At 41.5% G+C, this 22,671-nt stretch carries 18 protein-coding genes and 1 tRNA gene; 13 read left to right on the top strand and 6 right to left on the bottom strand.

Going from position 1 to position 22,671, the window contains the following annotated elements:
• Positions 1–5 precede the first annotated feature (5 nt).
• Positions 6–81, top strand: a tRNA-Trp gene (locus tag PR683_RS10210).
• 691 nt (positions 82–772) lie between these two features.
• Here the strand turns inward: PR683_RS10210 and hdfR are convergent.
• The gene (hdfR, locus tag PR683_RS10205; RefSeq protein WP_042851484.1) at positions 773–1,615 is read right to left on the bottom strand and encodes an HTH-type transcriptional regulator HdfR; all 843 of its coding nucleotides are present in this window, start codon (positions 1,613–1,615) and stop codon (positions 773–775) included.
• A 112-nt stretch (positions 1,616–1,727) separates the two neighbouring features.
• Here hdfR and PR683_RS10200 point away from each other — a divergent pair, with 112 nt between their 5' ends.
• Positions 1,728–2,066, top strand: a complete 339-nt coding sequence (locus PR683_RS10200) for a DUF413 domain-containing protein (protein ID WP_004907240.1) — start codon at positions 1,728–1,730, stop codon at positions 2,064–2,066.
• A gap of 78 nt (positions 2,067–2,144) precedes the next feature.
• On the opposite strand, the gene PR683_RS10195 is transcribed toward PR683_RS10200, so the two are convergent.
• Positions 2,145–3,671, bottom strand: coding sequence for a YifB family Mg chelatase-like AAA ATPase (locus tag PR683_RS10195; protein WP_196718319.1), 1,527 nt, complete (start codon positions 3,669–3,671; stop codon positions 2,145–2,147).
• A gap of 479 nt (positions 3,672–4,150) precedes the next feature.
• Here PR683_RS10195 and ilvL point away from each other — a divergent pair, with 479 nt between their 5' ends.
• From ilvL to ilvA, 6 genes are all read left to right on the top strand, one after another.
• Entirely contained in the window at positions 4,151–4,252 is a 102-nt protein-coding gene (gene ilvL / locus PR683_RS10190; protein ID WP_071524553.1) for an ilv operon leader peptide, read from the top strand.
• A gap of 132 nt (positions 4,253–4,384) precedes the next feature.
• Positions 4,385–6,031, top strand: a complete 1,647-nt coding sequence (gene ilvG / locus PR683_RS10185; protein WP_004907245.1) for an acetolactate synthase 2 catalytic subunit — start codon at positions 4,385–4,387, stop codon at positions 6,029–6,031.
• Complete coding sequence (gene ilvM / locus PR683_RS10180) at positions 6,028–6,297, top strand: acetolactate synthase 2 small subunit (protein ID WP_004907250.1); 270 nt, start codon at positions 6,028–6,030, stop codon at positions 6,295–6,297. The genes ilvG and ilvM overlap by 4 nt, the downstream gene beginning before the upstream one ends.
• 11 nt (positions 6,298–6,308) lie before the next feature.
• Positions 6,309–7,235: a branched-chain amino acid transaminase gene (locus PR683_RS10175; protein ID WP_004907252.1), complete on the top strand. Its 927-nt coding sequence runs from the start codon at positions 6,309–6,311 to the stop codon at positions 7,233–7,235.
• 67 nt (positions 7,236–7,302) lie between these two features.
• Positions 7,303–9,153 carry a dihydroxy-acid dehydratase gene (gene ilvD, locus PR683_RS10170; RefSeq protein ID WP_123382184.1) on the top strand — a complete coding sequence of 617 codons (1,851 nt, stop codon included), beginning with the start codon at positions 7,303–7,305 and terminating at the stop codon, positions 9,151–9,153.
• A 2-nt stretch (positions 9,154–9,155) separates the two neighbouring features.
• On the top strand, positions 9,156–10,730 hold the full coding sequence (gene ilvA / locus PR683_RS10165) for a threonine ammonia-lyase, biosynthetic (protein ID WP_110731572.1): 1,575 nt from the start codon (positions 9,156–9,158) through the stop codon (positions 10,728–10,730).
• Here the strand turns inward: ilvA and ilvY are convergent.
• Complete coding sequence (ilvY, locus tag PR683_RS10160; protein WP_004906122.1) at positions 10,722–11,618, bottom strand: HTH-type transcriptional activator IlvY; 897 nt, start codon at positions 11,616–11,618, stop codon at positions 10,722–10,724. The two genes, ilvA and ilvY, sit on opposite strands and share 9 nt — an antisense overlap.
• 173 nt (positions 11,619–11,791) lie before the next feature.
• Here ilvY and ilvC point away from each other — a divergent pair, with 173 nt between their 5' ends.
• Positions 11,792–13,264 (top strand): ketol-acid reductoisomerase, encoded by a 1,473-nt coding sequence (gene ilvC / locus PR683_RS10155; protein WP_004907263.1) that lies wholly within the window; start codon positions 11,792–11,794, stop codon positions 13,262–13,264.
• 11 nt (positions 13,265–13,275) lie between these two features.
• On the opposite strand, the gene PR683_RS10150 is transcribed toward ilvC, so the two are convergent.
• Positions 13,276–13,413, bottom strand: a complete 138-nt coding sequence (locus PR683_RS10150; protein WP_196718318.1) for a hypothetical protein — start codon at positions 13,411–13,413, stop codon at positions 13,276–13,278.
• A gap of 233 nt (positions 13,414–13,646) precedes the next feature.
• Here PR683_RS10150 and rep point away from each other — a divergent pair, with 233 nt between their 5' ends.
• Positions 13,647–15,671 carry a DNA helicase Rep gene (gene rep / locus PR683_RS10145; protein ID WP_109912167.1) on the top strand — a complete coding sequence of 675 codons (2,025 nt, stop codon included), beginning with the start codon at positions 13,647–13,649 and terminating at the stop codon, positions 15,669–15,671.
• 52 nt (positions 15,672–15,723) lie between these two features.
• Here rep and gppA read toward each other — a convergent pair whose 3' ends face one another.
• Positions 15,724–17,226 (bottom strand): guanosine-5'-triphosphate,3'-diphosphate diphosphatase, encoded by a 1,503-nt coding sequence (gene gppA, locus PR683_RS10140; RefSeq protein WP_004907271.1) that lies wholly within the window; start codon positions 17,224–17,226, stop codon positions 15,724–15,726.
• 11 nt (positions 17,227–17,237) lie between these two features.
• A complete protein-coding gene (gene rhlB / locus PR683_RS10135; protein WP_004907274.1) occupies positions 17,238–18,524 on the bottom strand; it encodes an ATP-dependent RNA helicase RhlB in 1,287 nt (428 codons plus the stop codon).
• A gap of 117 nt (positions 18,525–18,641) precedes the next feature.
• On the opposite strand from rhlB, the gene trxA reads away from it, so the two are divergent.
• The 3 genes from trxA to wecA all read left to right on the top strand — a co-directional run bounded on the left by trxA (position 18,642) and on the right by wecA (position 22,662).
• A complete protein-coding gene (trxA, locus tag PR683_RS10130; RefSeq protein ID WP_004907277.1) occupies positions 18,642–18,968 on the top strand; it encodes a thioredoxin TrxA in 327 nt (108 codons plus the stop codon).
• A 719-nt stretch (positions 18,969–19,687) separates the two neighbouring features.
• Positions 19,688–20,947 (top strand): transcription termination factor Rho, encoded by a 1,260-nt coding sequence (rho, locus tag PR683_RS10125; RefSeq protein ID WP_004906109.1) that lies wholly within the window; start codon positions 19,688–19,690, stop codon positions 20,945–20,947.
• Positions 20,948–21,576: 629 nt separating this feature from the next.
• Positions 21,577–22,662 carry a UDP-N-acetylglucosamine--undecaprenyl-phosphate N-acetylglucosaminephosphotransferase gene (gene wecA, locus PR683_RS10120; protein WP_004907283.1) on the top strand — a complete coding sequence of 362 codons (1,086 nt, stop codon included), beginning with the start codon at positions 21,577–21,579 and terminating at the stop codon, positions 22,660–22,662.
• The last annotated feature ends 9 nt before the right edge of the window (positions 22,663–22,671 follow it).

Here is a 22,671-nt window from a genome sequence, read left to right as displayed (position 1 = left end):
AATTTAGGGGCGTAGTTCAATTGGTAGAGCACCGGTCTCCAAAACCGGGTGTTGGGAGTTCGAGTCTCTCCGCCCCTGCCAGTTACCAATTAAGTAATAATAAAAGAAGTATCTATTGATAACCCGATTAGCTTAATCGGGTTTTTCTTTATTTATCTAATAGCAAATATAGAGTTACTTTTCCCCTATTTGCTAATTTTCATTTGATCTTAGCTAATCTACTATCCCACTGTTTTATATACTTCAATTGTATTCATCACTTTAAATGCAAGAAATAAGCTCCCTGATTTATTTTTCTCTCATCCAATCTTTTGATGTTCTTTATTAATACTAAAAATAGGCGAGTTATTACTTACTGTTTATACCTTTTAATTACATTTACCACTCAAATGTATTGATGATATTACCTAATTTCCCTCCAAACTACCTTCTCTTTTATTTTCATCAGCTTATATGCATTTTCACCTAATGAGTAAGTTGTTACTTGCTACTTTATGTTTTTCAATAGTATTTGTGGGTTGAAAGGTATTTTAATGCGCTCAATCTTTAATTTAGATAAATGTCGTATACCGAGAATTGCTGGTTTAGCTTTATTAATCTCAAAAAATTATTTTGTTTATATTGTATAAATAAATGCCGATGAGTTATTCGTGATTGGTATATCTTATTAAAAGATAAAAAGAAGCATCAATTAAGAACATTGTGCAGTGGAACATAGTTTGTTTATAAAGTAGTAGGAAGGTGAGTGAATTCTGTTACTCACCTTCTTCTTTTATTGTTCACTTAACTGTGCATTTTTTATTGGCGTTTTAATCAGTTGATTGATAAGAGCTTGCTGATCGTTTTTTTGGAGCCAGACTGCATACAAAGGTTTGTTTATTGAGGTTTCTGAGAGCGTTTTTAGGCCTGGATATTGATATACCCAATGAGCAGGTAAAAATGCCGCTGAAAGCGATACAGGAAGTAATTGGCGGGTAATATGGGCAGAGGTCGTGATCATTACGGGTGTATCATCTTGGGTTAGTGATGGTTCATTTTTGGGATGGAAATCAACCCCCCACTCTAGCTTTATAAAATTATATTTTGTTAATGCAATATTTTTTTGGGAAGCCATAAGCTGTAAATCAATCGTACCGATGATAGTGCTTTCAAACTCATCCATTTTTGGGGGTTCAGTTGCGATTAATAAGTCTAATTCTCTAGAATGTAGTTGCTTAACAAGAGACTGGCGCGTTGAAACCCTAGCTTCGAGCCGCAGTTCATCATGTTGATTATAAAGTTCTTCTACCCAGTCAGTTAGATAACCTTCCCAAAGTGAAGCTGTTGCACCAATAGAAAGCTCAGTGTGTTGTGAGGCATGAGATATTTCTTTTTTAGCTTGCAACCAGGTATTCATTAACGATTCGGCATATGGAACAAGCCTTTCTCCCGCGGCTGTTAACCGGATATTGTTTCTATGCCTTGTAAATAAGCTTGTACCTAGCTGTGTTTCTAATTGTCTAATACGAAAGCTAACTGCTGATTGTGTTAAATAGAGTGATTCTGCGGCTCTACCGAAGTGCCTAGTCTTACTGACCTCTAAAAAAGTTCTCAATAACTCGCTGTCCACATGCATCTCCAATTATTTTTGTCGTGATGATTTAAATGTTTTGTTTTACAGATTGTCAATGCTGTCTAATACTCCGCGCCATATAGAGTTTGACTGTAATAAGTTAGGAGTGTGTCAGATGGCAGATAGCTTCATCACGACTAATCGTTTTTTTGATAATAAACATTACCCACGTGGCTTTTCTCGTCATGGTGATTTCACCATCAAAGAAGCTCAGTTGCTAGAACGTCTCGGCCAAGCTTTTAATGAGCTTGATATAGGTAAACGCGAACCTCAAACAGAAGAAGAAAAACTTTTCGTCGCTGTATGCCGTGGTGAGCGTGAACCTGCTACCCCAGAAGAAAAAGTTTGGGCAAAATATTCTAGCCGTATTAACCGTCCAAAACGCTTCCATACTTTATCTGGCGGTAAACCGCAGATAGATCCATCGGAAGACTACACTGATACAGATGATTAATATCATCATCGTATGATAAGAGGGACTACGGTCCCTTTATTTTTACGAGATAATAAAGTAGTTATCTGTCCATTCTTCTCAGCTTACTTGTTTTTGCAAATGAAGCAATAACTTATCCATCGCTCGATACCCTAGAGCTTCTAATAAATCAGAACGCTCAATAGTTTCTGCGGCATTAAGGTCGGCTATTGTTCTGGCAACTCTTAATATTCTGTGCCAAGCTCGGATGGAAAGACCTAACTTATTTAATGCATGTTCTAAGAATAATGCATCTTTTGCGGTTAGTAGGCAAAATTGTGTGGTTTCTCTTGGCGTTAGTAAACTATTAATTTTTCCGGCTCGCCTAAGTTGCCTATTTCTGGCTTCGATAACTCTTTGTCTGACGTGTTCACTTGTTTCACCTTGATTGGTTTGGCTACTCAATGAACCGAGAGGTAACAATGGAATTTCTATAGAGAGATCAAACCGGTCAATAAAAGGCCCTGATATGCGTGAAAGGTAACGTAGGATACGGGAAGGAGCTGAACGACTCATTTCTCCTTGGTAATGACCTGTTGGGCTAGGGTTTAGAGCTGCAACTAACTGAAAACTAGCGGGATAGCAAACTTTTGCTTTTGCTCGAGAAATACTAATTTTTCGGGATTCTAGTGGTTCTCGTAAAGAATCGAGTACTGAGCGGCTAAATTCTGGTAATTCATCTAAAAATAAAACACCGTGATGTGCAAGTGAGATCTCGCCAGGCTTGGGAAGAGAGCCACCTCCAATTAAAGCTGCAATTGATGCGCTATGATGGGGCGCTCTAAAAGGCCTTATCGGCCAATTCATGTTTTCTTTTGTATTTTCACTCAAGCTATGTAATGAAGCAACTTCTAACGCTTCCTGAGAGGTTAATGGGGGAAGTAAAGTCATTAGCCGACTGGCTAACATCGTTTTTCCTGTTCCTGGCGGACCCAATAAGAGTAAATTATGCCCACCAGCGGCACAGATTTCTAATGCTCGTTTACCATGTTCTTGGCCAATGATATCGTTAATATCACCTTCTTGCTTGATTGAGAGAGGTGCTTGGTGAATTTGTTGATTACAAAGCAATGTGTTTTTGTTATGTAAAAAATGACAAAGCTCCAATAAGGATGTTGCGAAATAAACGCTATTATCTGGGAGTAGGCCTAATTGATGTTGATTCTCCATAGATAGTATTAAGGAGCGTTGTTGTTTTAATGCTGATTGGGCGGCAGGAATAGCACTGCTGACATAGCGAACATCGCCAGATAAAGCAAGTTCACCTAAAAATTCATACTGTTTTAATGGCTCGTGGGGGAGCTGTCCTGATGATGCGAGTATGGCAATCGCGATTGCAAGATCATACCGACCACTTTCTTTTGGTAAGTCAGCTGGAGCTAAATTAACCGTCATTTTTTTAGCTGGATATTCAAATCCGCTATTTAGTAGAGCGCTTCGAACTCTATCTCTTGCTTCTTTTACGGCCGTTTCTGGTAGCCCAACGAGTGTTAAACCTGGGAGCCCATTACTAATATGTGCTTCAACAGTAACAAGAGGTGCTTCTAACCCAATTGATGCTCTAGTGTAAACAATCGCTAATGTCATGAGCCCTCCAATATTATTTACAGAGTAATATTCTGCTAAAAATAATTTGATTTATCTTGAATAGATAACATGTTTGCGAAGCCGATCGATAATTTAATTACTTAGTTACTGAGTTGTTTCAATTTACTACGAGTGGCTTCGAAGCTAGGTTATAACTGGGATTGTGTTAGTTTTATGAAGCGAGGATACTGTGCCGAGCTTGGTTATGCATAAGAAAAAGTAATTAGTTATGTGGGGTGAGTTTTAATGGTGCCAAATGACTAATATGGATGATGTAGCTGATTATGCTATGTATTCTATTGAATTTTACTGAGGAATGGCTATTTAAGTAGTTTATAATGCTAATTTCATTGTTATTATATGATTTTAAAGTAATTTAATGTTTTGAAAATAAATAAATTAAATAAAAGTTGTCAAAACGCCTTTAAAATGATAACTCTAAATAATAGATGATTAAGAATATTGAAAAAGTAAAACACATGAACGCATTTATCCAAGCAGTTAGCCTAATTATTATCAGCGTGGTGGTGATTATTATCCCACCGTGCGGGGCTGCACTTGGACGACGAAGGCTAAAATAACAGCCAGATCTCACGAGAACCCCGCACCGAAAGGCGCGGGGTTTTTTTTGACATAAATGTTGATTGATGCAAGCACACTAAATAAAACATAACAAATACAAATAGATAAAGTAGACAGACAGGAGATAAAGCATGAACGGAGCACAATGGTTAGTTCAAGCATTGCGAACACAGGGAGTTGATACCGTATTTGGGTATCCTGGTGGCGCAATTATGCCAGTTTATGACGCATTGTATGATGGTGGAGTTGAGCATTTGTTGTGTCGACATGAGCAAGGAGCTGTAATCGCGGCAATTGGTTATGCACGATCAACAGGAAAGACAGGGGTGTGTATTGCAACATCTGGGCCTGGCGCAACAAATGTTATCACGGGGCTAGCGGATGCATTATTAGACTCTGTTCCTGTTGTCGCCATTACCGGTCAAGTCGCTTCTGAATTTATCGGAACCGATGCCTTTCAAGAAATCGATGTCTTAGGGTTATCTTTAGCTTGTACTAAGCACAGTTTTTTGGTTGAAGACATCGAGGATTTACCTCGCATTCTTGCTGAGGCTTTCGCAATCGCAAATAGTGGGCGACCAGGCCCTGTACTGATTGATATTCCGAAAGATATTCAGCTACAACACGCTGAGTTGTCTCCGTTTTTAATGCCGGTAGAGCAAGAAGTCACGTCACCTTTATCAGAAATCCAACAGGCAAGAATGCTATTAGAACAATCAGAAAAGCCTATGTTGTACGTTGGTGGCGGTGTTGGAATGTCAGGTGCCGTAAAAGAATTACGCGAATTTATTGAGTTTACAGGTATTCCTTCAGTTGCAACATTAAAAGGGCTTGGTGCTGTGAGCCCTTTAGATGAAAACTATTTAGGCATGTTAGGTATGCACGGTACTAAAGCGGCCAATATTTCTGTGCAGCGCTGTGACTTACTCATCGCTGTTGGTGCTCGTTTTGATGATAGGGTAACAGGTAAGTTAAATACTTTTGCACCGAACGCCAAAGTGATTCATATCGATATAGACCACGTAGAATTGGACAAATTACGTCAAACGCATGTTGCGTTGCATGGTGATGCAAAAGTATTACTACCTGAATTAATGCTTAAAAAATCAATAGCACCTTGGCAGCAGGAAGTTCAGCAACTTAAAAAAGAATTCGGTTGGCGTTATGACCATCCTGGTGAGCCTATTTATGCACCACTGTTACTGAAACAACTGTCGGATAAAATGCAGCCAAATACGGTTGTTACTACCGATGTAGGGCAACACCAAATGTGGTCAGCACAACATATCACCGTTGATGGCCCTGAAAATTTCTTAACCTCAAGTGGGCTTGGAACCATGGGGTTTGGTATCCCTGCGGCAATTGGAGCACAGGTTGCTAGGCCTGAAGATACGGTTGTTTGTGTATCAGGAGATGGCTCATTCATGATGAATGTCCAAGAGCTGGGAACCATCAAACGTAAGCAACTTCCTGTAAAAATTCTTTTAATCGATAACCAGCGCTTAGGCATGGTTCGCCAGTGGCAAGAACTGTTTTTCGAACAGCGTTATAGCGAAACTATTTTAACAGACAACCCTGATTTTGTGGCATTAGCCAGCGCGTTTGGTATTAAAGGCCAACGGATCACAGATAAGTCGGAAGTTAATGCGGCATTAGATGAATTACTTAATAGCGAAGGTGCCTATTTATTACAGGTATCAATTAATGAACTAGAAAACGTCTGGCCGTTGGTTCCGCCTGGGGCTAGTAATGAAAAAATGATGGAGAAACCATTATGATGCAACACCAAATCTCGATATTGGCCCGTTTCCGTCCTGAGGTTTTAGAGCGTATATTAAGGGTCACTCGCCATCGTGGATTTCGTATTAATGCCATGAATATGGGACAATCGACAGACGGCGACAATGTTAATATTGAACTTACTGTAAGTAGTCAAAGGCCATTAACCCAGCTTTGTGCACAGTTAACCAAGCTTTCGGACATTACAGAAGTTGAAGTACTACAACAAGAATCACGACTATTACGCACACAAAGTGCAATGTAAGGAATATACAAATGACTAAGAAAGCTGACTTTATTTGGTTTAACGGTGAAATGACGCCATGGGCTGATGCAAAGGTTCATGTTATGTCTCATGCTCTGCACTATGGTACATCAGTGTTTGAAGGTGTCCGTTGTTATGACTCGCACAAAGGTCCTGTGGTCTTCCGCCACCGTGAGCATATGCAACGTTTGCATGATTCAGCAAAAATTTACCGTATGCCTGTCAGCTACAGCGTGGAAGAGTTAATGGAAGCATGTCGTGCAACTCTGCGTAAAAATAACTTAGTCAGTGCGTATATTCGTCCATTAGTGTTTATTGGTGATGTTGGTATGGGTGTTAACCCTCCAGACGGTTATAACACCGATGTGATTTTAGCTGCTTTTCCATGGGGAGCGTATTTAGGTGAAGAAGCGTTAGACCAAGGTATTGATGCGATGGTCTCTTCTTGGAATCGTGTTGCACCAAACACCATTCCTACAGGGGCAAAAGCAGGTGGCAACTATTTATCTTCTCTACTAGTTGGTAGCGAAGCTCGTCGCCATGGTTACCAAGAAGGTATTGCATTAGATGTTCACGGATATCTCTCCGAAGGTGCTGGGGAAAATATTTTTGAGGTGAAAGATGGCATCCTGTATACACCTCCGTTCACATCATCTGCATTACCAGGTATTACGCGTGATGCGATTTTAACTTTAGCAAAAGATTTGGGTATCGAAGTACGTGAGCAAACACTATCACGTGAATCTCTCTATCTTGCTGATGAAGTCTTCATGACAGGAACCGCTGCAGAGATCACTCCGGTTCGTAGTGTTGATGGTATCCAAGTTGGCATTGGCCGTTGTGGCCCAGTAACCAAGCAAATTCAGCAGGCATTCTTTGGCTTATTTGATGGTACAACAGAAGATAAATGGGGCTGGTTAGATCCAGTAAACCCTTAATAATTAAATTTAAATAGATGTTACAGGCGGACGTTCCCCGCCTGTTTTAAACACGGGAGTTAAAGATATGCCTAAGTACCGTTCAGCAACAACAACTCATGGTCGTAATATGGCTGGGGCTCGTGCATTATGGCGTGCAACAGGCATGACCGATGCTGATTTTGGAAAGCCCATTATTGCTGTTGTTAACTCATTCACACAGTTTGTTCCAGGCCACGTACATTTACGTGATTTAGGCAAATTAGTTGCAGAGCAAATTGAAAATGCAGGTGGTGTTGCGAAAGAGTTTAATACAATCGCTGTTGATGATGGGATTGCCATGGGACATGGCGGAATGTTGTATTCCTTACCTTCCCGTGAATTAATTGCGGATTCTGTTGAATATATGGTGAACGCACACTGTGCGGATGCCATGGTGTGTATTTCAAACTGCGATAAAATCACCCCAGGCATGTTGATGGCGTCATTACGTCTGAATATTCCGGTTATTTTTGTTTCGGGCGGTCCAATGGAAGCAGGTAAAACCAAGCTTTCAGATCAAATCATCAAGCTCGATTTAGTTGATGCCATGATTCAAGGGGCTAACCCTAATGTGAGTGATGCAGATAGTGAGCAAATAGAACGTTCAGCATGCCCAACGTGTGGCTCTTGCTCAGGAATGTTTACTGCAAACTCAATGAACTGCTTAACTGAGGCGCTTGGGTTATCTCAGCCAGGAAATGGCTCATTGTTAGCGACTCACGCAGACCGCGAAACTTTATTTATCAATGCAGGTAAGCGCATTGTTGAATTAACCAAACGCTATTACGAACAAGATGATGAAAGTGCGTTACCACGCAATATCGCTAATAAATCTGCATTTGAAAATGCGATGACGTTGGATATTGCCATGGGTGGTTCAACTAACACAGTCCTGCATTTACTTGCAGCAGCTCAAGAAGCAGAGATCGATTTCACCATGGATGATATCGACCGTTTATCACGTAAAGTCCCACATTTGTGTAAGGTTGCACCGAGTACACAAAAATACCATATGGAAGATGTTCACCGTGCTGGTGGTGTCATCGGTATTTTAGGTGAACTGAGCCGTGCAGGTTTATTGCAAGAAAACGTGACGAATATTTTAGGTCTGAGCTTCCAAGAAACATTAGCGCAATATGATGTGATGTTAACAAAGGATGAGGCCGTTAAATCGATGTTTTCCGCGGGCCCTGCCGGTATCCGCACGACAAAAGCCTTTTCACAAAATTGCCGCTGGCCGTCATTGGATACTGACCGTGAGAATGGGTGTATCCGTAGTATTGAGCATGCATATAGTTTGGATGGGGGGCTGGCAGTCCTGTCTGGAAATATTGCAGAAGATGGCTGTATTGTTAAAACCGCTGGAGTTGATGAAGGCAGTTTAACATTCCGTGGCCCTGCCAAAGTCTTTGAAAGCCAAGATGACGCAGTAGAAGCTATTCTGGGTGGCAAAGTCGTTGAAGGCGATGTGGTTGTTATTCGCTATGAAGGGCCTAAGGGGGGGCCGGGCATGCAAGAAATGCTGTACCCAACCTCATACCTGAAATCAATGGGATTAGGCAAAAGCTGTGCATTGATAACAGATGGTCGCTTCTCTGGCGGTAGCTCAGGGCTTTCTATTGGTCATATTTCACCAGAAGCAGCGAGTGGTGGCTTACTCGCATTAGTTCAAGATGGCGATATTATTGATATCGATATTCCAAAAAGAACGATGGTGCTGGATGTGAGTGAAAGCGAATTGAGTCAGCGCCGTGAAGCGGAATTAGCTCGAGGTGATAAAGCTTATACCCCACGTAATCGTCAGCGTGAGGTTTCTTTTGCTCTGCGCGCTTATGCTTCATTGGCGACGAGTGCAGACAAAGGTGCTGTTCGTGACAAGTCGAAATTAGGGGGCTGATTGTGGCAGCAGCAAAACCATTACCGGTTGCCCCAACCGGAGCAGATTACTTAAAAGCGGCGCTGAGTGCGCCGGTTTATGAAGCTGCGCAAGTAACGCCTCTTCAACAGATGGATAAAATATCTTCACGCTTGGGGAATACCATTTTAGTCAAGCGTGAAGATAGGCAGCCAGTACATAGCTTTAAGCTTCGTGGGGCTTACGCCATGATTGCGAGTTTAACCGAAGAGCAAAAAAGCAAAGGTGTGGTGACAGCTTCTGCGGGGAACCATGCTCAAGGCGTTGCGTTATCAGCAAATCGTGTTGGTGTGAAAGCAAAAATAGTCATGCCAGTTGCGACAGCGGATATCAAAGTGGATGCAGTACGAAGCTTTGGTGGTGAAGCTATTTTACATGGCGCTAATTTTGATGAAGCGAAAGCGAAAGCCATTGCAATGGCCGCAGAGGATGGCTATACCTTCGTTCCACCTTTTGACCACCCTTCAGTGATTGCGGGGCAAGCTACGATAGCTCTCGAGCTATTGCAACAGGATGTGCATTTAGATCGAATTTTTATTCCTGTAGGAGGCGGTGGGTTAATTGCGGGCGTTGCTGTGATTATTAAGCAGTTAATGCCTGAAATTAAAATCATTGGTGTGGAGTCTGAAGATGCCGCTTGTTTAAAAGCCGCGTTAGAGGCTGGGCATCCTGTTGATTTACCACGTGTTGGCCTATTCGCAGAAGGGGTGGCAGTAAAGCGTATTGGAGATGAAACCTTCAGGTTGTGCCAGCAGTATGTTGACGATGTTATCACTGTTGATAGTGATTCCATTTGTGCTGCATTGAAAGATATTTTTGAAGATGTTCGCGCGATAGCAGAGCCTTCGGGCGCTTTAGCATTGGCCGGATTAAAAAAATACGTACAGCAGCATAACATTAAAGGTGAACGTTTAGCGCATATTTTGTCCGGTGCGAATATGAATTTCCATGGGCTGCGTTATGTTTCTGAACGCTGTGAAATTGGTGAACAACGAGAAGCTTTACTCGCAGTAACCATTCCTGAGCAAAAAGGCAGTTTCTTACGTTTTTGCCAGTTATTAGGCCATCGAGCCATTACGGAGTTTAATTATCGCTATACGGATGCGGACCCTGAACGCGCATGTATTTTTGTTGGGGTGCGTTTAAGTGGCCGTGATGGCGAGCGCTCGGAGATTATCCAAGAGCTTAGAAGTCACGGCTATGAAGTCGATGATTTATCAGATGATGAAATGGCAAAACTTCATGTGCGTTATATGATTGGTGGGCGTCCATCAAAGCCATTAGACGAAAGGTTATATAGCTTTGAATTTCCAGAGTCTCCAGGTGCATTGTTGAGATTCCTAGAAACCCTAGGGACTCATTGGAATATAACGTTATTTCATTACCGTAGCCATGGTACAGATTATGGACGTGTGCTGGCGGCATTTGAACTGGCTGGGCCAGAAGTGCGTTTTGATAGGCATCTTGATGCGCTAGGTTATGAATATCATGATGAAACAGGAAACCCCTCTTTCCGTTTTTTCTTAGCACCACAAGATAACCAAAGAACTTTAGATTGAATTGTCTGGGAGTAACTCCCAAAACGCTTTAATTAATGGTTCACTCAGGCGTTTGCTTAATAGGCAAACGCCGAGCTCAAAAGGTTCTACCATTGAAATATTATCGAGCTGTGAAATACGGCTGCGTACGGGTTCTGGGCTGTTATCAACAACCACACTGGGAATTAAGGCGATACCGCACCCCAAAGCGACCATTGATACAATAGCTTCATGGCCTGAGACCGTCGCATAAATGACAGGGTTATTGATATTATGGCGACGGAACCAGAGCTCGATACGTTTACGGGATGGGCCGTGCTCAGGTAGGATAAAAGGGACGGTAGACCAATCAGGTTCAGCCTCTGTTACCATGCTTCGTACTGCACAGGGTAGTGATGGGGCAATCAAAACGAGAGGGATTTCGCCGATTTTTGCAAAACGGACGTTATCGGGTAAGCGCTCGGGTTTCCCTGCAATACCAAGATCAGCCTCATGAGTTTCCACTTTTTCAACGGCATCAGCTGCGTCACCTGTCGTGAGTTTAATTTCAACTAGTGGATGTAGCGCACGGAATTTGTCTAAAACTTCGGGTAAATGACTATAAGCTGCCGTAACTGAGCAAAAAAGATGCAGTTCTCCACTAAGTGATGGGCTTTGCTGATTGAGAGCATGTTGTAGTTGTTGATATTGCAATAATGTTTGTTGGGCAAATTGCTTAAGGTGCTCTCCTGCTTGGGTCAATTTAACTGAGCGGTTATCGCGCACAAATAGCGGATGACCAAGCTGTTCTTCGAGGCGTTGTATTTGGCGAGACAATGTGGAAGGGCTGACATGCATCGCTTTAGATGTGCGCCCGAAGTGGCAACTTTGTGCTAAATGCAAAAAAAGCTTGAGATCACGAATGTCCATTTTGCCCTCTAATAACATAATTAATGATGTTGCAGATATTGCAACATTGTATTGTTAATATATCAATTTAAGCAATGCGAAACATCGCATATAGTAAATCCATAAACGCTCAAAAATGAGCGACAGGCAGACTGTCTGACATAACGAACACAACAGAACAATGGAGTATGACAATGGCGAATTATTTTAACACATTGAATTTACGTGAGCAGTTAGCTCAATTAGGTAAGTGCCGTTTTATGCAGCGCGAAGAATTTGCGGATGAAGCGGGTTTCCTGAAAGGTAAAAAAATCGTCATCGTCGGTTGTGGGGCACAAGGTTTGAACCAAGGCCTGAATATGCGTGACTCAGGTTTAGATATTGCTTATGCATTACGTGATGAAGCAATTGCAGAGAAACGTGCTTCATGGCGTAAAGCGACAGAAAATGGCTTCAAAGTTGGCACTTATGAAGAATTGATCCCTACCGCTGATTTGGTTGTTAACTTAACGCCGGACAAACAGCATTCAGCCGTTGTTCGCGCTGTTCAGCCTATGATGAAACAAGGTGCAGCACTGGGTTATTCACATGGATTCAACATTGTTGAAGTTGGTGAAGAAATTCGTAAAGACATTACTGTTGTGATGGTAGCGCCAAAATGCCCAGGTACCGAAGTTCGTGAAGAATACAAGCGTGGTTTTGGTGTTCCAACTCTGATTGCAGTACACCCAGAGAATGACCCGAAAGGTGAGGGGATGGCGATTGCTAAAGCATGGGCGGCAGCGACTGGTGGCCACCGTGCCGGTGTTCTGGAGTCTTCGTTTGTTGCAGAGGTTAAGTCTGACCTGATGGGTGAGCAAACTATTCTGTGTGGTATGTTACAAGCAGGCGCATTACTGAGCTATGACAAAATGGTTGCTGACGGTGTTGAGCCAGGCTATGCAGGTAAATTAATTCAGTTTGGTTGGGAAACTATCACCGAAGCGCTGAAACAAGGTGGTATCACGCTGATGATGGACCGTTTATCTAACCCTGCAAAAGTTCGTGCTTATGCATTATCTGAACAACTGAAAACTATCATGGCGCCATTGTTCCAAAAACATATGGATGACATCATTTCAGGCGAATTTTCTGCAACCATGATGGCAGACTGGGCAAATGATGATAAAAACTTGCTGACATGGCGTGAAGAGACAGGCAAAACGGCATTCGAAAATTACCCTGAATATGAAGGGAAAATTGCCGAACAAGAATACTTTGACCACGGTGTTTTGTTAGTTGCTATGGTTAAAGCGGGCGTTGAATTAGCGTTCGATACGATGTTAGAAGCGGGTATCTTAGAAGAATCAGCTTACTATGAGTCCCTGCATGAGTTACCACTGATTGCAAATACCATTGCTCGTAAGCGTTTATATGAAATGAACGTGGTTATTTCAGACACAGCAGAATACGGTAACTATCTGTTCTCATTTGCAGCTGTGCCAATGCTGAAAGAATTCATGACGAAATTACAAGCGGGCGATTTAGCGAAGCCAGTTGCAGATAATGGCACTGATAACGCACAGTTACGTGATATCAACGAAGCTATCCGTAACCATCCGATTGAAAAAATCGGTAAGACGTTACGAGGTTATATGACGGATATGAAGAAGATTGCGGTCGGCTAACTCATTTTTCGTCACTCTTCGCGTGATAGGTGCGTTGGCTGCACTCGGTTACCCAAGTCACATACTTGTGTATTCTCTTTGGGATAACCTAATTTTTCGTCGCTCTTCGCGTGATAGGTGCGTTGGCTACACTCGGTTACCCAAGTCACATACTCGTGTATGCTCCTTGGGATAGCCTCCTTTGCCGCCTTCCTCTAACGCGAATAGTTTAGAAAAATGTATTGGTGGTATAAAAGAAAAAGAACAAAACCACATCTTTCTGATGAATGATGTGGTTTTTTGTTTTTTATAAATAGAGAAGATCGTTGCTCAAGAGTTGGGTCGGTTTCTGCTACAATCTGTAGCGAATTCCTTTTTGAATAACTAAGTGATGTAGAAAACCATGCGATTAAACCCAAGCCAGCAGCAGGCAGTTGAATATGTAGAGGGTCCATGCCTTGTGTTAGCCGGGGCTGGGTCAGGTAAAACGCGTGTTATCACGAATAAAATTGCGCATTTGATTCGCCAATGCGGTTATCAGCCTCGACAAATTGCAGCGGTGACTTTCACCAATAAAGCGGCGCGGGAAATGAAAGAGCGCGTGGCTCAAACCTTGGGGAAAAAAGAAGCACGCGGTTTGATCATATCCACCTTCCATACATTAGGGTTGGAAATCATTAAGCGTGAATATAAAGCGCTGGGTATTAAAGCCAATTTTTCGCTATTTGACGACCAAGATCAGATGGCATTATTGAAAGAACTTACCTTTGATTTATTGGAAGAGGATAAAGACTTACTCAAACAATTGATCTCAGCGATCTCAAATTGGAAAAATGATCTTATCTCGCCACAACAAGTGATAGGCCAAGCACGGAGTGAGAAAGAGCATCACTTTGCGGAGTGTTATCGCCGCTATGAACTTCATCTGAAAAGTTGCAATGTGCTGGATTTTGACGATTTAATCAGCAAGCCTACCTTGTTGTTATACCAAAATGAAGAAGTTCGCGAGCGTTGGCAGCAAAAAATTCGTTACTTGCTGGTGGACGAGTACCAAGATACCAATACGAGTCAATATCAGTTGGTTAAATTGCTTGTGGGGCAGCGAGCAAGGTTTACGGTTGTGGGCGATGACGATCAGTCAATCTATTCATGGCGTGGAGCAAGGCCACAAAACTTGGTTTTATTGAATCAAGATTTCCCTAAATTAAATGTCATTAAGCTTGAGCAGAATTACCGCTCATCAGAACGAATTTTAAAAGCGGCGAATATTTTAATTGCCAATAATCCTCATGTATTTGAAAAAAAATTATTTTCTGAATTAGGGTATGGAGCGCCACTTAAAGTCCTGACCGCGAATAATGAAGATCATGAAGCTGAAAGAGTGATTGGGGAGCTTATCGCACATCACTTTATTAATAAGACGGAATATAAAGATTACGCCATTTTGTATCGTGGCAACCATCAATCACGTATTTTTGAAAAAATGTTGATGCAAAACCGTATTCCGTATCGGATTTCAGGGGGGACTTCATTTTTCTCTCGCCCTGAAATCAAAGACTTGTTAGCTTATTTGCGAGTGCTTACTAACCCCGAAGATGATAGTGCATTCTTGCGTATTGTTAATACTCCGCGTCGAGAAATTGGCCCTAAAACTATCCAAAAACTTGGGGAGTGGGCAAACCAGCGGGGTAAAAGTTTATATCAAGCCAGCTTTGATTTAGGGCTTGAACAAATCTTAAAAGGCAAAGGATTAGAAGCATTACAGCGTTTCACTCATTGGATGGACAGTATTGTACGAACGTCGGAGCGTGAGCCTTTAATTGCGGTGCGTGACTTACTGCGTGAAATGGATTATGAAAGCTGGCTATATGAAACGTCGACCAGTACTAAAGCTGCCGAAATGCGAATGAAAAACGTCAACCAACTATTCACATGGATGAGTGAAATGGTTGAAGGCGATGAGCTCAATGACCCAATGACATTGAGCCAAGTGGTTACACGTTTTACGCTGCGCGATATGATGGAGCGTGGTGAGGATGATGAAGAATCAGACCAAGTTCAGCTCATGACGTTACATGCCTCTAAAGGCCTTGAGTTTCCTTATGTTTTTTTGGTTGGCATGGAGGAAGGGCTGCTACCACATCAAAGTAGTATTGATGAAAACAATATTGATGAAGAACGCCGTTTAGCTTATGTAGGAATTACGCGGGCGCAAAGAGAGCTATTCTTTTCTCATTGTCGTGAGCGTCGCCAATATGGTGAATTGATCCGTCCTGAATTAAGCCGTTTTCTCCTTGAATTGCCTCAAGATGATTTACAATGGGAGCAGCAGCGTAAAGTGGTTAGTGCGCAGGAACGTATGCAGAAGGGGCAATCAGCTTTAGCCGATATTAAAGCGCGTTTAGGGTTAAATAAAAAAAGTGAGTAACCGCAACTAATTGAATTTCCACACTAGAGTAGGTCTAGTGTGGAAAATATTATCAATTTGAACTATTACGTTCTTCCAACTCTAAAGCCCAATTTACATAGCCCTGCCATTGAACTTCTTGCTGTAAATTTTCCGCTCGTAGAGGGTGATCGGATAACCAACGATAAGGCAGCGTGATGGTTAACCTTTGTGCATTCACATTAAGCCTTAGTGCTGGCAAGGTGTCATCACGTCTACGGCTCGCAAAAATAATGGCAAGGCGAAGTAAACGACATAAATTATATGCATGCTGCATAGGGAGCGCATTTTGTTGGCTTAATGGCGTTAAATCAACAGGGCCTTGCTGGTTTATCAATAATGCAGCAAGTAACCGCTTTTGAGCTGGGGTAAAACCAGGTAAATCAAGGTGTGTTATGAGGTAGCTAGCGTGCTCGGGGCCTTTACGGAAATCAACACTCAAGCCAATTTCATGTAACGCGCATGCACTGGATAGTAAATCACGACAACGTGTATCTAAGCCCCAATCTTTCGCGACTTGTAAATAAAAATATTCTGCAAGTTGACGAACTCGGCTTGCTTGTTCGATATCGACTTGGAAGCGCCGCTGAATATTGCGAACGGTACGAGCGCGAATATCCTGCTCAATAGGAAGCTGTAGCATGCCATAGACAAGCCCTTCACGAAGTGCTCCGCCAGCGAGTGTCATGTTATCAATTTCTAATGCTTCAAAGATAGCGATCAAAATAGATAATCCGCTTGGAAAAACAAGAGCACGTTCGAAGGTTAGGCCATCAATTTCAAGCTCTTCAAGTTTTTGGCATTGAATGGCTTTACGCTTAAGCTGTTGTAATTTAGAAAGTGTGATCAGTTCATCCATGCCTTGGGCAATCATGATTTCCTGAATCGCTTGTACGGTGCCGGATGCACCAACACAAATCTTCCACCCATGTGTCTTAAGTGCATCTGCAATAGGGGCGATGACATTATGGGCAGCGGCTTGAGCTGCTGAGAAGTTTTCTTCTGTTAAACTTCTATCGCCAAAGTAGCGCTCAAGCCAAGTTACACAACCCATTTCAAGACTATAGAGTTGCTCCGCTTTTGCGCCTGTACCTGTAACGAGCTCAGTACTTCCTCCGCCAATATCAACTACTAAGCGTTGGTCTGGCCCGCCAGTTGTATGTGCAACACCTTGATAAATTAAGCGAGCTTCTTCTTCTCCTTGAATAACTTTTACAGGGTTTCCTAAAATTTGGCTGGCTTTTTCGATGAAAATATCGGCATTTTTAGCTAAACGCAAAGTCGCAGTTGCGACAACACGAATTTGTGTATTCGGAATATCTTGTAAGTGTTCCGAAAACAGGCGTAAACATTGCCAGCCTCGCTCCATTGCTTGCTCAGAAAGCAGGTTGTTGTTGTCTAAACCTGCGGCAAGACGAACTTTGCGCTTAACCCTAGAGATTACCTGAATGCTACCAGCAGTTTCACGTACGACTAGCATATGAAAACTGTTTGAGCCTAAATCGATGGCGGCATAAAGAGAAGAAGATTTCAGCATATCGTTTTTACTCAGCCTGGACGTTTATGGTTGTTACGTGGGCCATTGTGGCGACGCTGCGAATTCGAATTACGACGTGGGCCTCCAGGGCGTGGGCGATGGCGGCGTTTTGGCGCAGGTAAATCACTCAATAATGCATCACTGTTATATTTACTAACAGGGATTGAGTGTTGGATATACTCTTCAATAGCAGGCAGGTTAAGTGAATATTCTTCACACGCTAAGCTAATTGAGTTTCCACTTTCACCCGCACGACCCGTACGGCCAATACGGTGTACGTAATCTTCGCAGTCATCAGGTAAGTCGTAGTTAAATACATGAGTTACTGATGGAATATGTAAACCACGAGCTGCAACATCAGTTGCCACTAAAATATCTAAATGGCCTTGTGTGAATTGCTCTAATATACGCAGTCGTTTTTTCTGTGCGACATCGCCAGTTAATAAACCTACACGATGGCCATCGGCAGCTAAATGCGCCCAAATATCATCACAACGGTGTTTTGTATTGGCGAAAATAATACAACGCTCTGGCCACTCTTCTTCAAGGAGCGTTTGGAGCAGGCGCATTTTTTCTTCATTAGAAGGGTAAAATAGCTCTTCTTTGATACGGTGACCTGTTTTTTGCAAAGGTTCGACCTCAACATATTCAGGGTTGTTCATTTGTTCGAAGGCTAATTCTCTGACTCGGTAAGATAAAGTTGCAGAAAACAGCAAATTAAGCCTTTCTGCGGCACCTGGCATACGACGGAAAATCCAGCGGATATCTTTAATAAATCCAAGGTCATACATGCGGTCGGCTTCATCAAGTACCACAACCTGAATCGCACTTAGGTCGACATGGCCTTGTTTTGCGTAGTCGATTAAACGGCCAGTTGTACCAATGAGGATATCAACACCGTTTTGTAAAACCTTAAGTTGCTCATCATAGCCGTCACCACCGTATGCTAGCCCCATTTTCAGGCCAGTGTACTCAGCTAGCTCTTTAGCATCCGAATAAATTTGTACTGCGAGTTCGCGTGTCGGCGCCATGATTAGTGCACGAGGCTGGTTCGCTTTTTTACCCTCAATAGCTGGGTGAGTTAATAAATAATGAAATGTAGACGTTAAAAAAGCTAACGTTTTACCTGTACCTGTTTGCGCTTGACCCGCCACGTCTTTGCCTTCGACAGTAAAAGGCAAGGTGGACGCCTGTATAGGCGTGCAAAAATTGAAGCCTTTTTTATTCAGAGCTTCAATGACTTTAGGGTGCAATGCGAAGTCGGAAAACTTCTTTTCTGTCAAGTGTGCTTTACTCATAGTATGTTAGAATATCAGTTAACGGTTGGTTTACGAAAGTGTATCTTTTGAAATAAAGCATACTGCTGCCAATAATGTTACACTAAGTCTGCAAAAGATGATCCTTTGGAGTACAACATGAGCGATAAAATTATACATATAACTGATGCAAGTTTTGCAACTGAAGTTCTGAACGCAAGTTCACCTGTTCTCGTCGATTTTTGGGCAGCATGGTGTGGTCCTTGTAAAATGATCGCGCCTATTCTTGATGAAGTTGCTGAAGAATATACAGGCAAACTGACTATCGCAAAACTGAATATTGATGAAAACCCAGGTACCGCTCCAAAATATGGAATTCGTGGTATCCCGACCTTGCTTTTATTCAAAAATGGTGAAGTCGCAGCAACGAAAGTCGGTGCATTATCAAAAACGCAACTGAAAGAATTTTTAGACGAAAATCTGTAAGTTATCGTTATATGTAAGCTAAAACGTTTAGCGGTATATCTATTTTATCTAGAGAGCCGCTAGACGTCTTCACTTAAGCATGATAAGTTATCCTCATTCCTCGTATAGCACCCATATGAATTACCTTGTATTCCATTGCTCTTATCTTACATATATAGCTTGTTAGTTTAGTATTGTGATGATTGTTTCGTAATGATTGTTATTGATCAAAAACTGATGGCGTAATGATTTTAAATATGAAAATTGAAAGTTTAGACATTGAGTTATAGTCGTATTCAATATCTTTGATTTCAATGTATCTCTCATATGAATTAAAGATAGTGCGTAAACGAACATAATGAAATTCAATATTTTTATATCATAGGGATGTAAAAATGAAGTGGGAGAAGGTTGGCACTTAGCAGTTATGTGTTTTTTAATGCTAATCTGCCATTAAATTTGCGATATTGGGATGGATGTTGTCCTAAATGTACAAAAAACTATTGCTAATATTGCGTGTGTTTCTAATAATATGTCACACATCATCAAGATGAGATGCAGTCAGATGTTAGAGCAATCTTAGTAATGGCTAGCACAAGATTTTTTTGCATTGTTGTTTGCTTTTGGTAAAAATTAGTGAGCAACAGGGCAGTATAAAGTTAAACTGGCACTTAATAATAAGCTGCCGTCAATTTACGTTCATAGTTCGAGAATTACCCCGAGTTAAAGAACCCACCATTATGAATCTTACCGAATTAAAAAATACGCCAGTATCAGAATTGATTACGTTAGGCGAAAACATGGGGCTAGAGAACTTAGCCCGTATGAGAAAGCAGGATATTATTTTCTCTATCTTGAAGCAGCATGCGAAAAGTGGCGAAGATATTTTCGGCGATGGCGTACTGGAAATATTGCAGGATGGATTTGGTTTCCTCCGTTCAGCAGACAGTTCTTACCTCGCAGGTCCTGATGATATCTACGTTTCTCCTAGCCAAATCCGCCGTTTTAACCTACGCACAGGTGACACAATTTCAGGGAAAATTCGTCCACCTAAAGAAGGTGAACGTTACTTTGCTCTCCTGAAAGTCAATGAAGTTAACTACGACAAACCTGAAAATGCCCGCAGTAAAATTCTATTCGAAAACCTAACCCCATTACATGCAAACCGTCGTCTGCGTATGGAACGTGGTAATGGTTCAACTGAGGATTTAACTGCACGTGTATTGGACCTTGCGGCTCCAATCGGTCGTGGTCAACGTGGTTTGATTGTTGCTCCACCGAAAGCGGGTAAAACAATGTTACTGCAAAATATTGCAGCAAATATTGCACACAATTACCCTGATTGCGTTCTGATGGTTCTGCTAATTGATGAGCGCCCAGAGGAAGTGACAGAAATGCAACGTTTGGTCAAAGGTGAAGTTATTGCTTCAACATTTGATGAGCCTGCTGCACGTCACGTTCAAGTTGCTGAAATGGTAATTGAAAAAGCAAAACGTCTAGTTGAACATAAAAAAGACGTTATCATTTTACTCGACTCTATTACGCGTCTAGCCCGTGCATATAACACCGTAGTACCTTCGTCTGGTAAAGTATTAACCGGTGGTGTGGATGCGAATGCATTACACCGTCCAAAACGTTTCTTCGGTGCTGCTCGTAATGTTGAAGAAGGTGGAAGCCTGACAATCATTGCAACGGCACTGGTTGATACCGGTTCGAAAATGGATGAAGTTATTTACGAGGAATTTAAAGGTACAGGTAACATGGAACTGCACCTTTCTCGTAAAATTGCAGAAAAACGTGTGTTCCCTGCAATAGACTACAATCGTTCAGGTACGCGTAAAGAAGAGTTACTTACATCGCAAGATGAATTACAAAAAATGTGGATCTTACGTAAGATTATTCATCCAATGGGCGAAATCGATGCGATGGAGTTCCTCATTAGTAAGTTAGCGATGACGAAAACCAACGAAGAGTTCTTTGACTTTATGAAAAGAGCCTAGCCGTTAAGGTTCGCTGTGTTTTATAAATAGGTGCCAGTTATGGCACCTATTTTTTTGTTTTTATACACCGCGTTAGTTCATAAAAATTAAAACATATCATATTAAATCAGGCCTAATATTTTGCCGATTTAGTTTCAATAGATTAAGATGATGTTTTATTACTTTGTTTATAAATAACGTTAAATAAATAGGCGAAGTTTTTATTAAAAATTAATAATGCACTATAAAAATATCAGTAATATGATGTTAACATTATGAATCAAAAGAAAAATGTTATGTTTATATTTGTTTTGTGACTAGTGTTAAATTTATTTTCATCACTTTATTATTTAATCATCGAGTGCTTATTTAAGCACCAGTCGATTAACTCGATTCTAGAGTGTTGTTTTTATGGCATGCATATTGCAGCTATTCAGTATAAAATTACGGGATGTTTCGTTATTAAATCAAACACCCTAATAAAGTGTAAGAACTAATAATGTTGCAGGAATTTCTTTATGAATAAAGATTCGTCTTATAGCAGATTTCAGTACCAAGATGATAATGCATTGGCTCCTGCTTGTTTATCGGCATTTGCCAAAAAAAATTTAGTTTTGAAAGTTAAATATAAAGATTAAGAGAGTCGAACAGTGGACACCATACACTTTGTAACCAATCTCTTCTACGTTTTCTTGTTTTCATTAGTTTTTATTTTTCTGGCTCGAGTTGTTGCAATAAAAATCGGGTTGGTTGATAAGCCTAATTTCAGAAAGAAACATGTAGGATTAGTTCCCCTTGTTGGGGGAATTTCCGTTTTCTTTGGGATCTGTTTTGCATTTTATATTACAGGTGAATACATTCCTCATAAGTGGCTATATATCGCTTGTGCGGGGTTATTGGTCTTTATTGGCGCATTAGATGATAGGTTTGATATCAGTGTGAAATTAAGGGCTGGTATTCAAGCAGTCGTTGCCGTTGTTATGATGACAGCGGCAGGATTGAAACTTGAGTCACTCGGTCATGCCTTTGGACCATGGGAACTCGTACTTGGCCCATTCGGTTATATCGTTACCTTATTTGCAGTATGGGCAGCAATCAATGCTTTTAACATGGTTGATGGTATTGACGGGTTACTCGGTGGTTTATCTTCTGTTTCTTTTGGTGCTCTCGGCTTTTTGCTATATCAAAACGGTAACTATGCGTTAGCATTTTGGTGTTTTGCCTTTATTGCAGCTATTCTTCCTTATATTCTTTTAAATTTAGGCGTGTTAGGTCGCCGTTTTAAAGTCTTCATGGGGGATGCGGGAAGTACACTGATTGGGTTCACGATTATTTGGATCCTTGTGGCTTCGACGCAAGAGGAAGTCCATCCGATTAACCCAGTTACGGCTTTATGGATTATTGCGATCCCTCTAATGGACATGGTTGCCATTATGTATCGCCGTATTCGTAAAGGTATGAGCCCATTTTCACCTGATCGCCAGCACATTCATCATTTAATTATGCGTTCTGGTTTTACACCAAAAGGGGCATTTGTGCTGATTACATTATCAGCGGCTGCTTTAGCGTGTGTTGGTATTATTGGTGAGCACTTAACATTTGTACCTGAATGGGTAATGTTGGCATTATTTTTGCTTGTATTTATGATGTATGGTTACTGCATCAAACGAGCTTGGAAAGTCGCCCGTTTTATTAAGCGAGTGAGACGTAGAGCACGTAGAGGAGCAGTACGGTAACGACAAAAC

Source organism: Providencia sp. PROV269 (genome assembly GCF_028477785.1).
Lineage (GTDB): Bacteria > Pseudomonadota > Gammaproteobacteria > Enterobacterales > Enterobacteriaceae > Providencia > Providencia rettgeri.
This window is presented reverse-complemented; position numbering and strand designations above follow the sequence as displayed.

Bases quoted from the DNA above. Each gene is read 5' to 3' on its own strand.
- ilvG (WP_004907245.1), top strand. From the start codon at position 4,385: ATGAACGGAGCACAATGGTTAGTTCAAGCATTGCGAACACAGGGAGTT.
- rhlB (WP_004907274.1), bottom strand. From the start codon at position 18,524: ATGAGTAAAGCACACTTGACAGAAAAGAAGTTTTCCGACTTCGCATTG.
- ilvL (WP_071524553.1), top strand. From the start codon at position 4,151: ATGAACGCATTTATCCAAGCAGTTAGCCTAATTATTATCAGCGTGGTG.
- ilvY (WP_004906122.1), bottom strand. From the start codon at position 11,618: ATGGACATTCGTGATCTCAAGCTTTTTTTGCATTTAGCACAAAGTTGC.
- rep (WP_109912167.1), top strand. From the start codon at position 13,647: ATGCGATTAAACCCAAGCCAGCAGCAGGCAGTTGAATATGTAGAGGGT.
- PR683_RS10200 (WP_004907240.1), top strand. From the start codon at position 1,728: ATGGCAGATAGCTTCATCACGACTAATCGTTTTTTTGATAATAAACAT.
- trxA (WP_004907277.1), top strand. From the start codon at position 18,642: ATGAGCGATAAAATTATACATATAACTGATGCAAGTTTTGCAACTGAA.
- ilvD (WP_123382184.1), top strand. From the start codon at position 7,303: ATGCCTAAGTACCGTTCAGCAACAACAACTCATGGTCGTAATATGGCT.
- rho (WP_004906109.1), top strand. From the start codon at position 19,688: ATGAATCTTACCGAATTAAAAAATACGCCAGTATCAGAATTGATTACG.
- PR683_RS10195 (WP_196718319.1), bottom strand. From the start codon at position 3,671: ATGACATTAGCGATTGTTTACACTAGAGCATCAATTGGGTTAGAAGCA.
- gppA (WP_004907271.1), bottom strand. From the start codon at position 17,226: ATGCTGAAATCTTCTTCTCTTTATGCCGCCATCGATTTAGGCTCAAAC.
- PR683_RS10175 (WP_004907252.1), top strand. From the start codon at position 6,309: ATGACTAAGAAAGCTGACTTTATTTGGTTTAACGGTGAAATGACGCCA.
- ilvM (WP_004907250.1), top strand. From the start codon at position 6,028: ATGATGCAACACCAAATCTCGATATTGGCCCGTTTCCGTCCTGAGGTT.
- hdfR (WP_042851484.1), bottom strand. From the start codon at position 1,615: ATGCATGTGGACAGCGAGTTATTGAGAACTTTTTTAGAGGTCAGTAAG.
- ilvC (WP_004907263.1), top strand. From the start codon at position 11,792: ATGGCGAATTATTTTAACACATTGAATTTACGTGAGCAGTTAGCTCAA.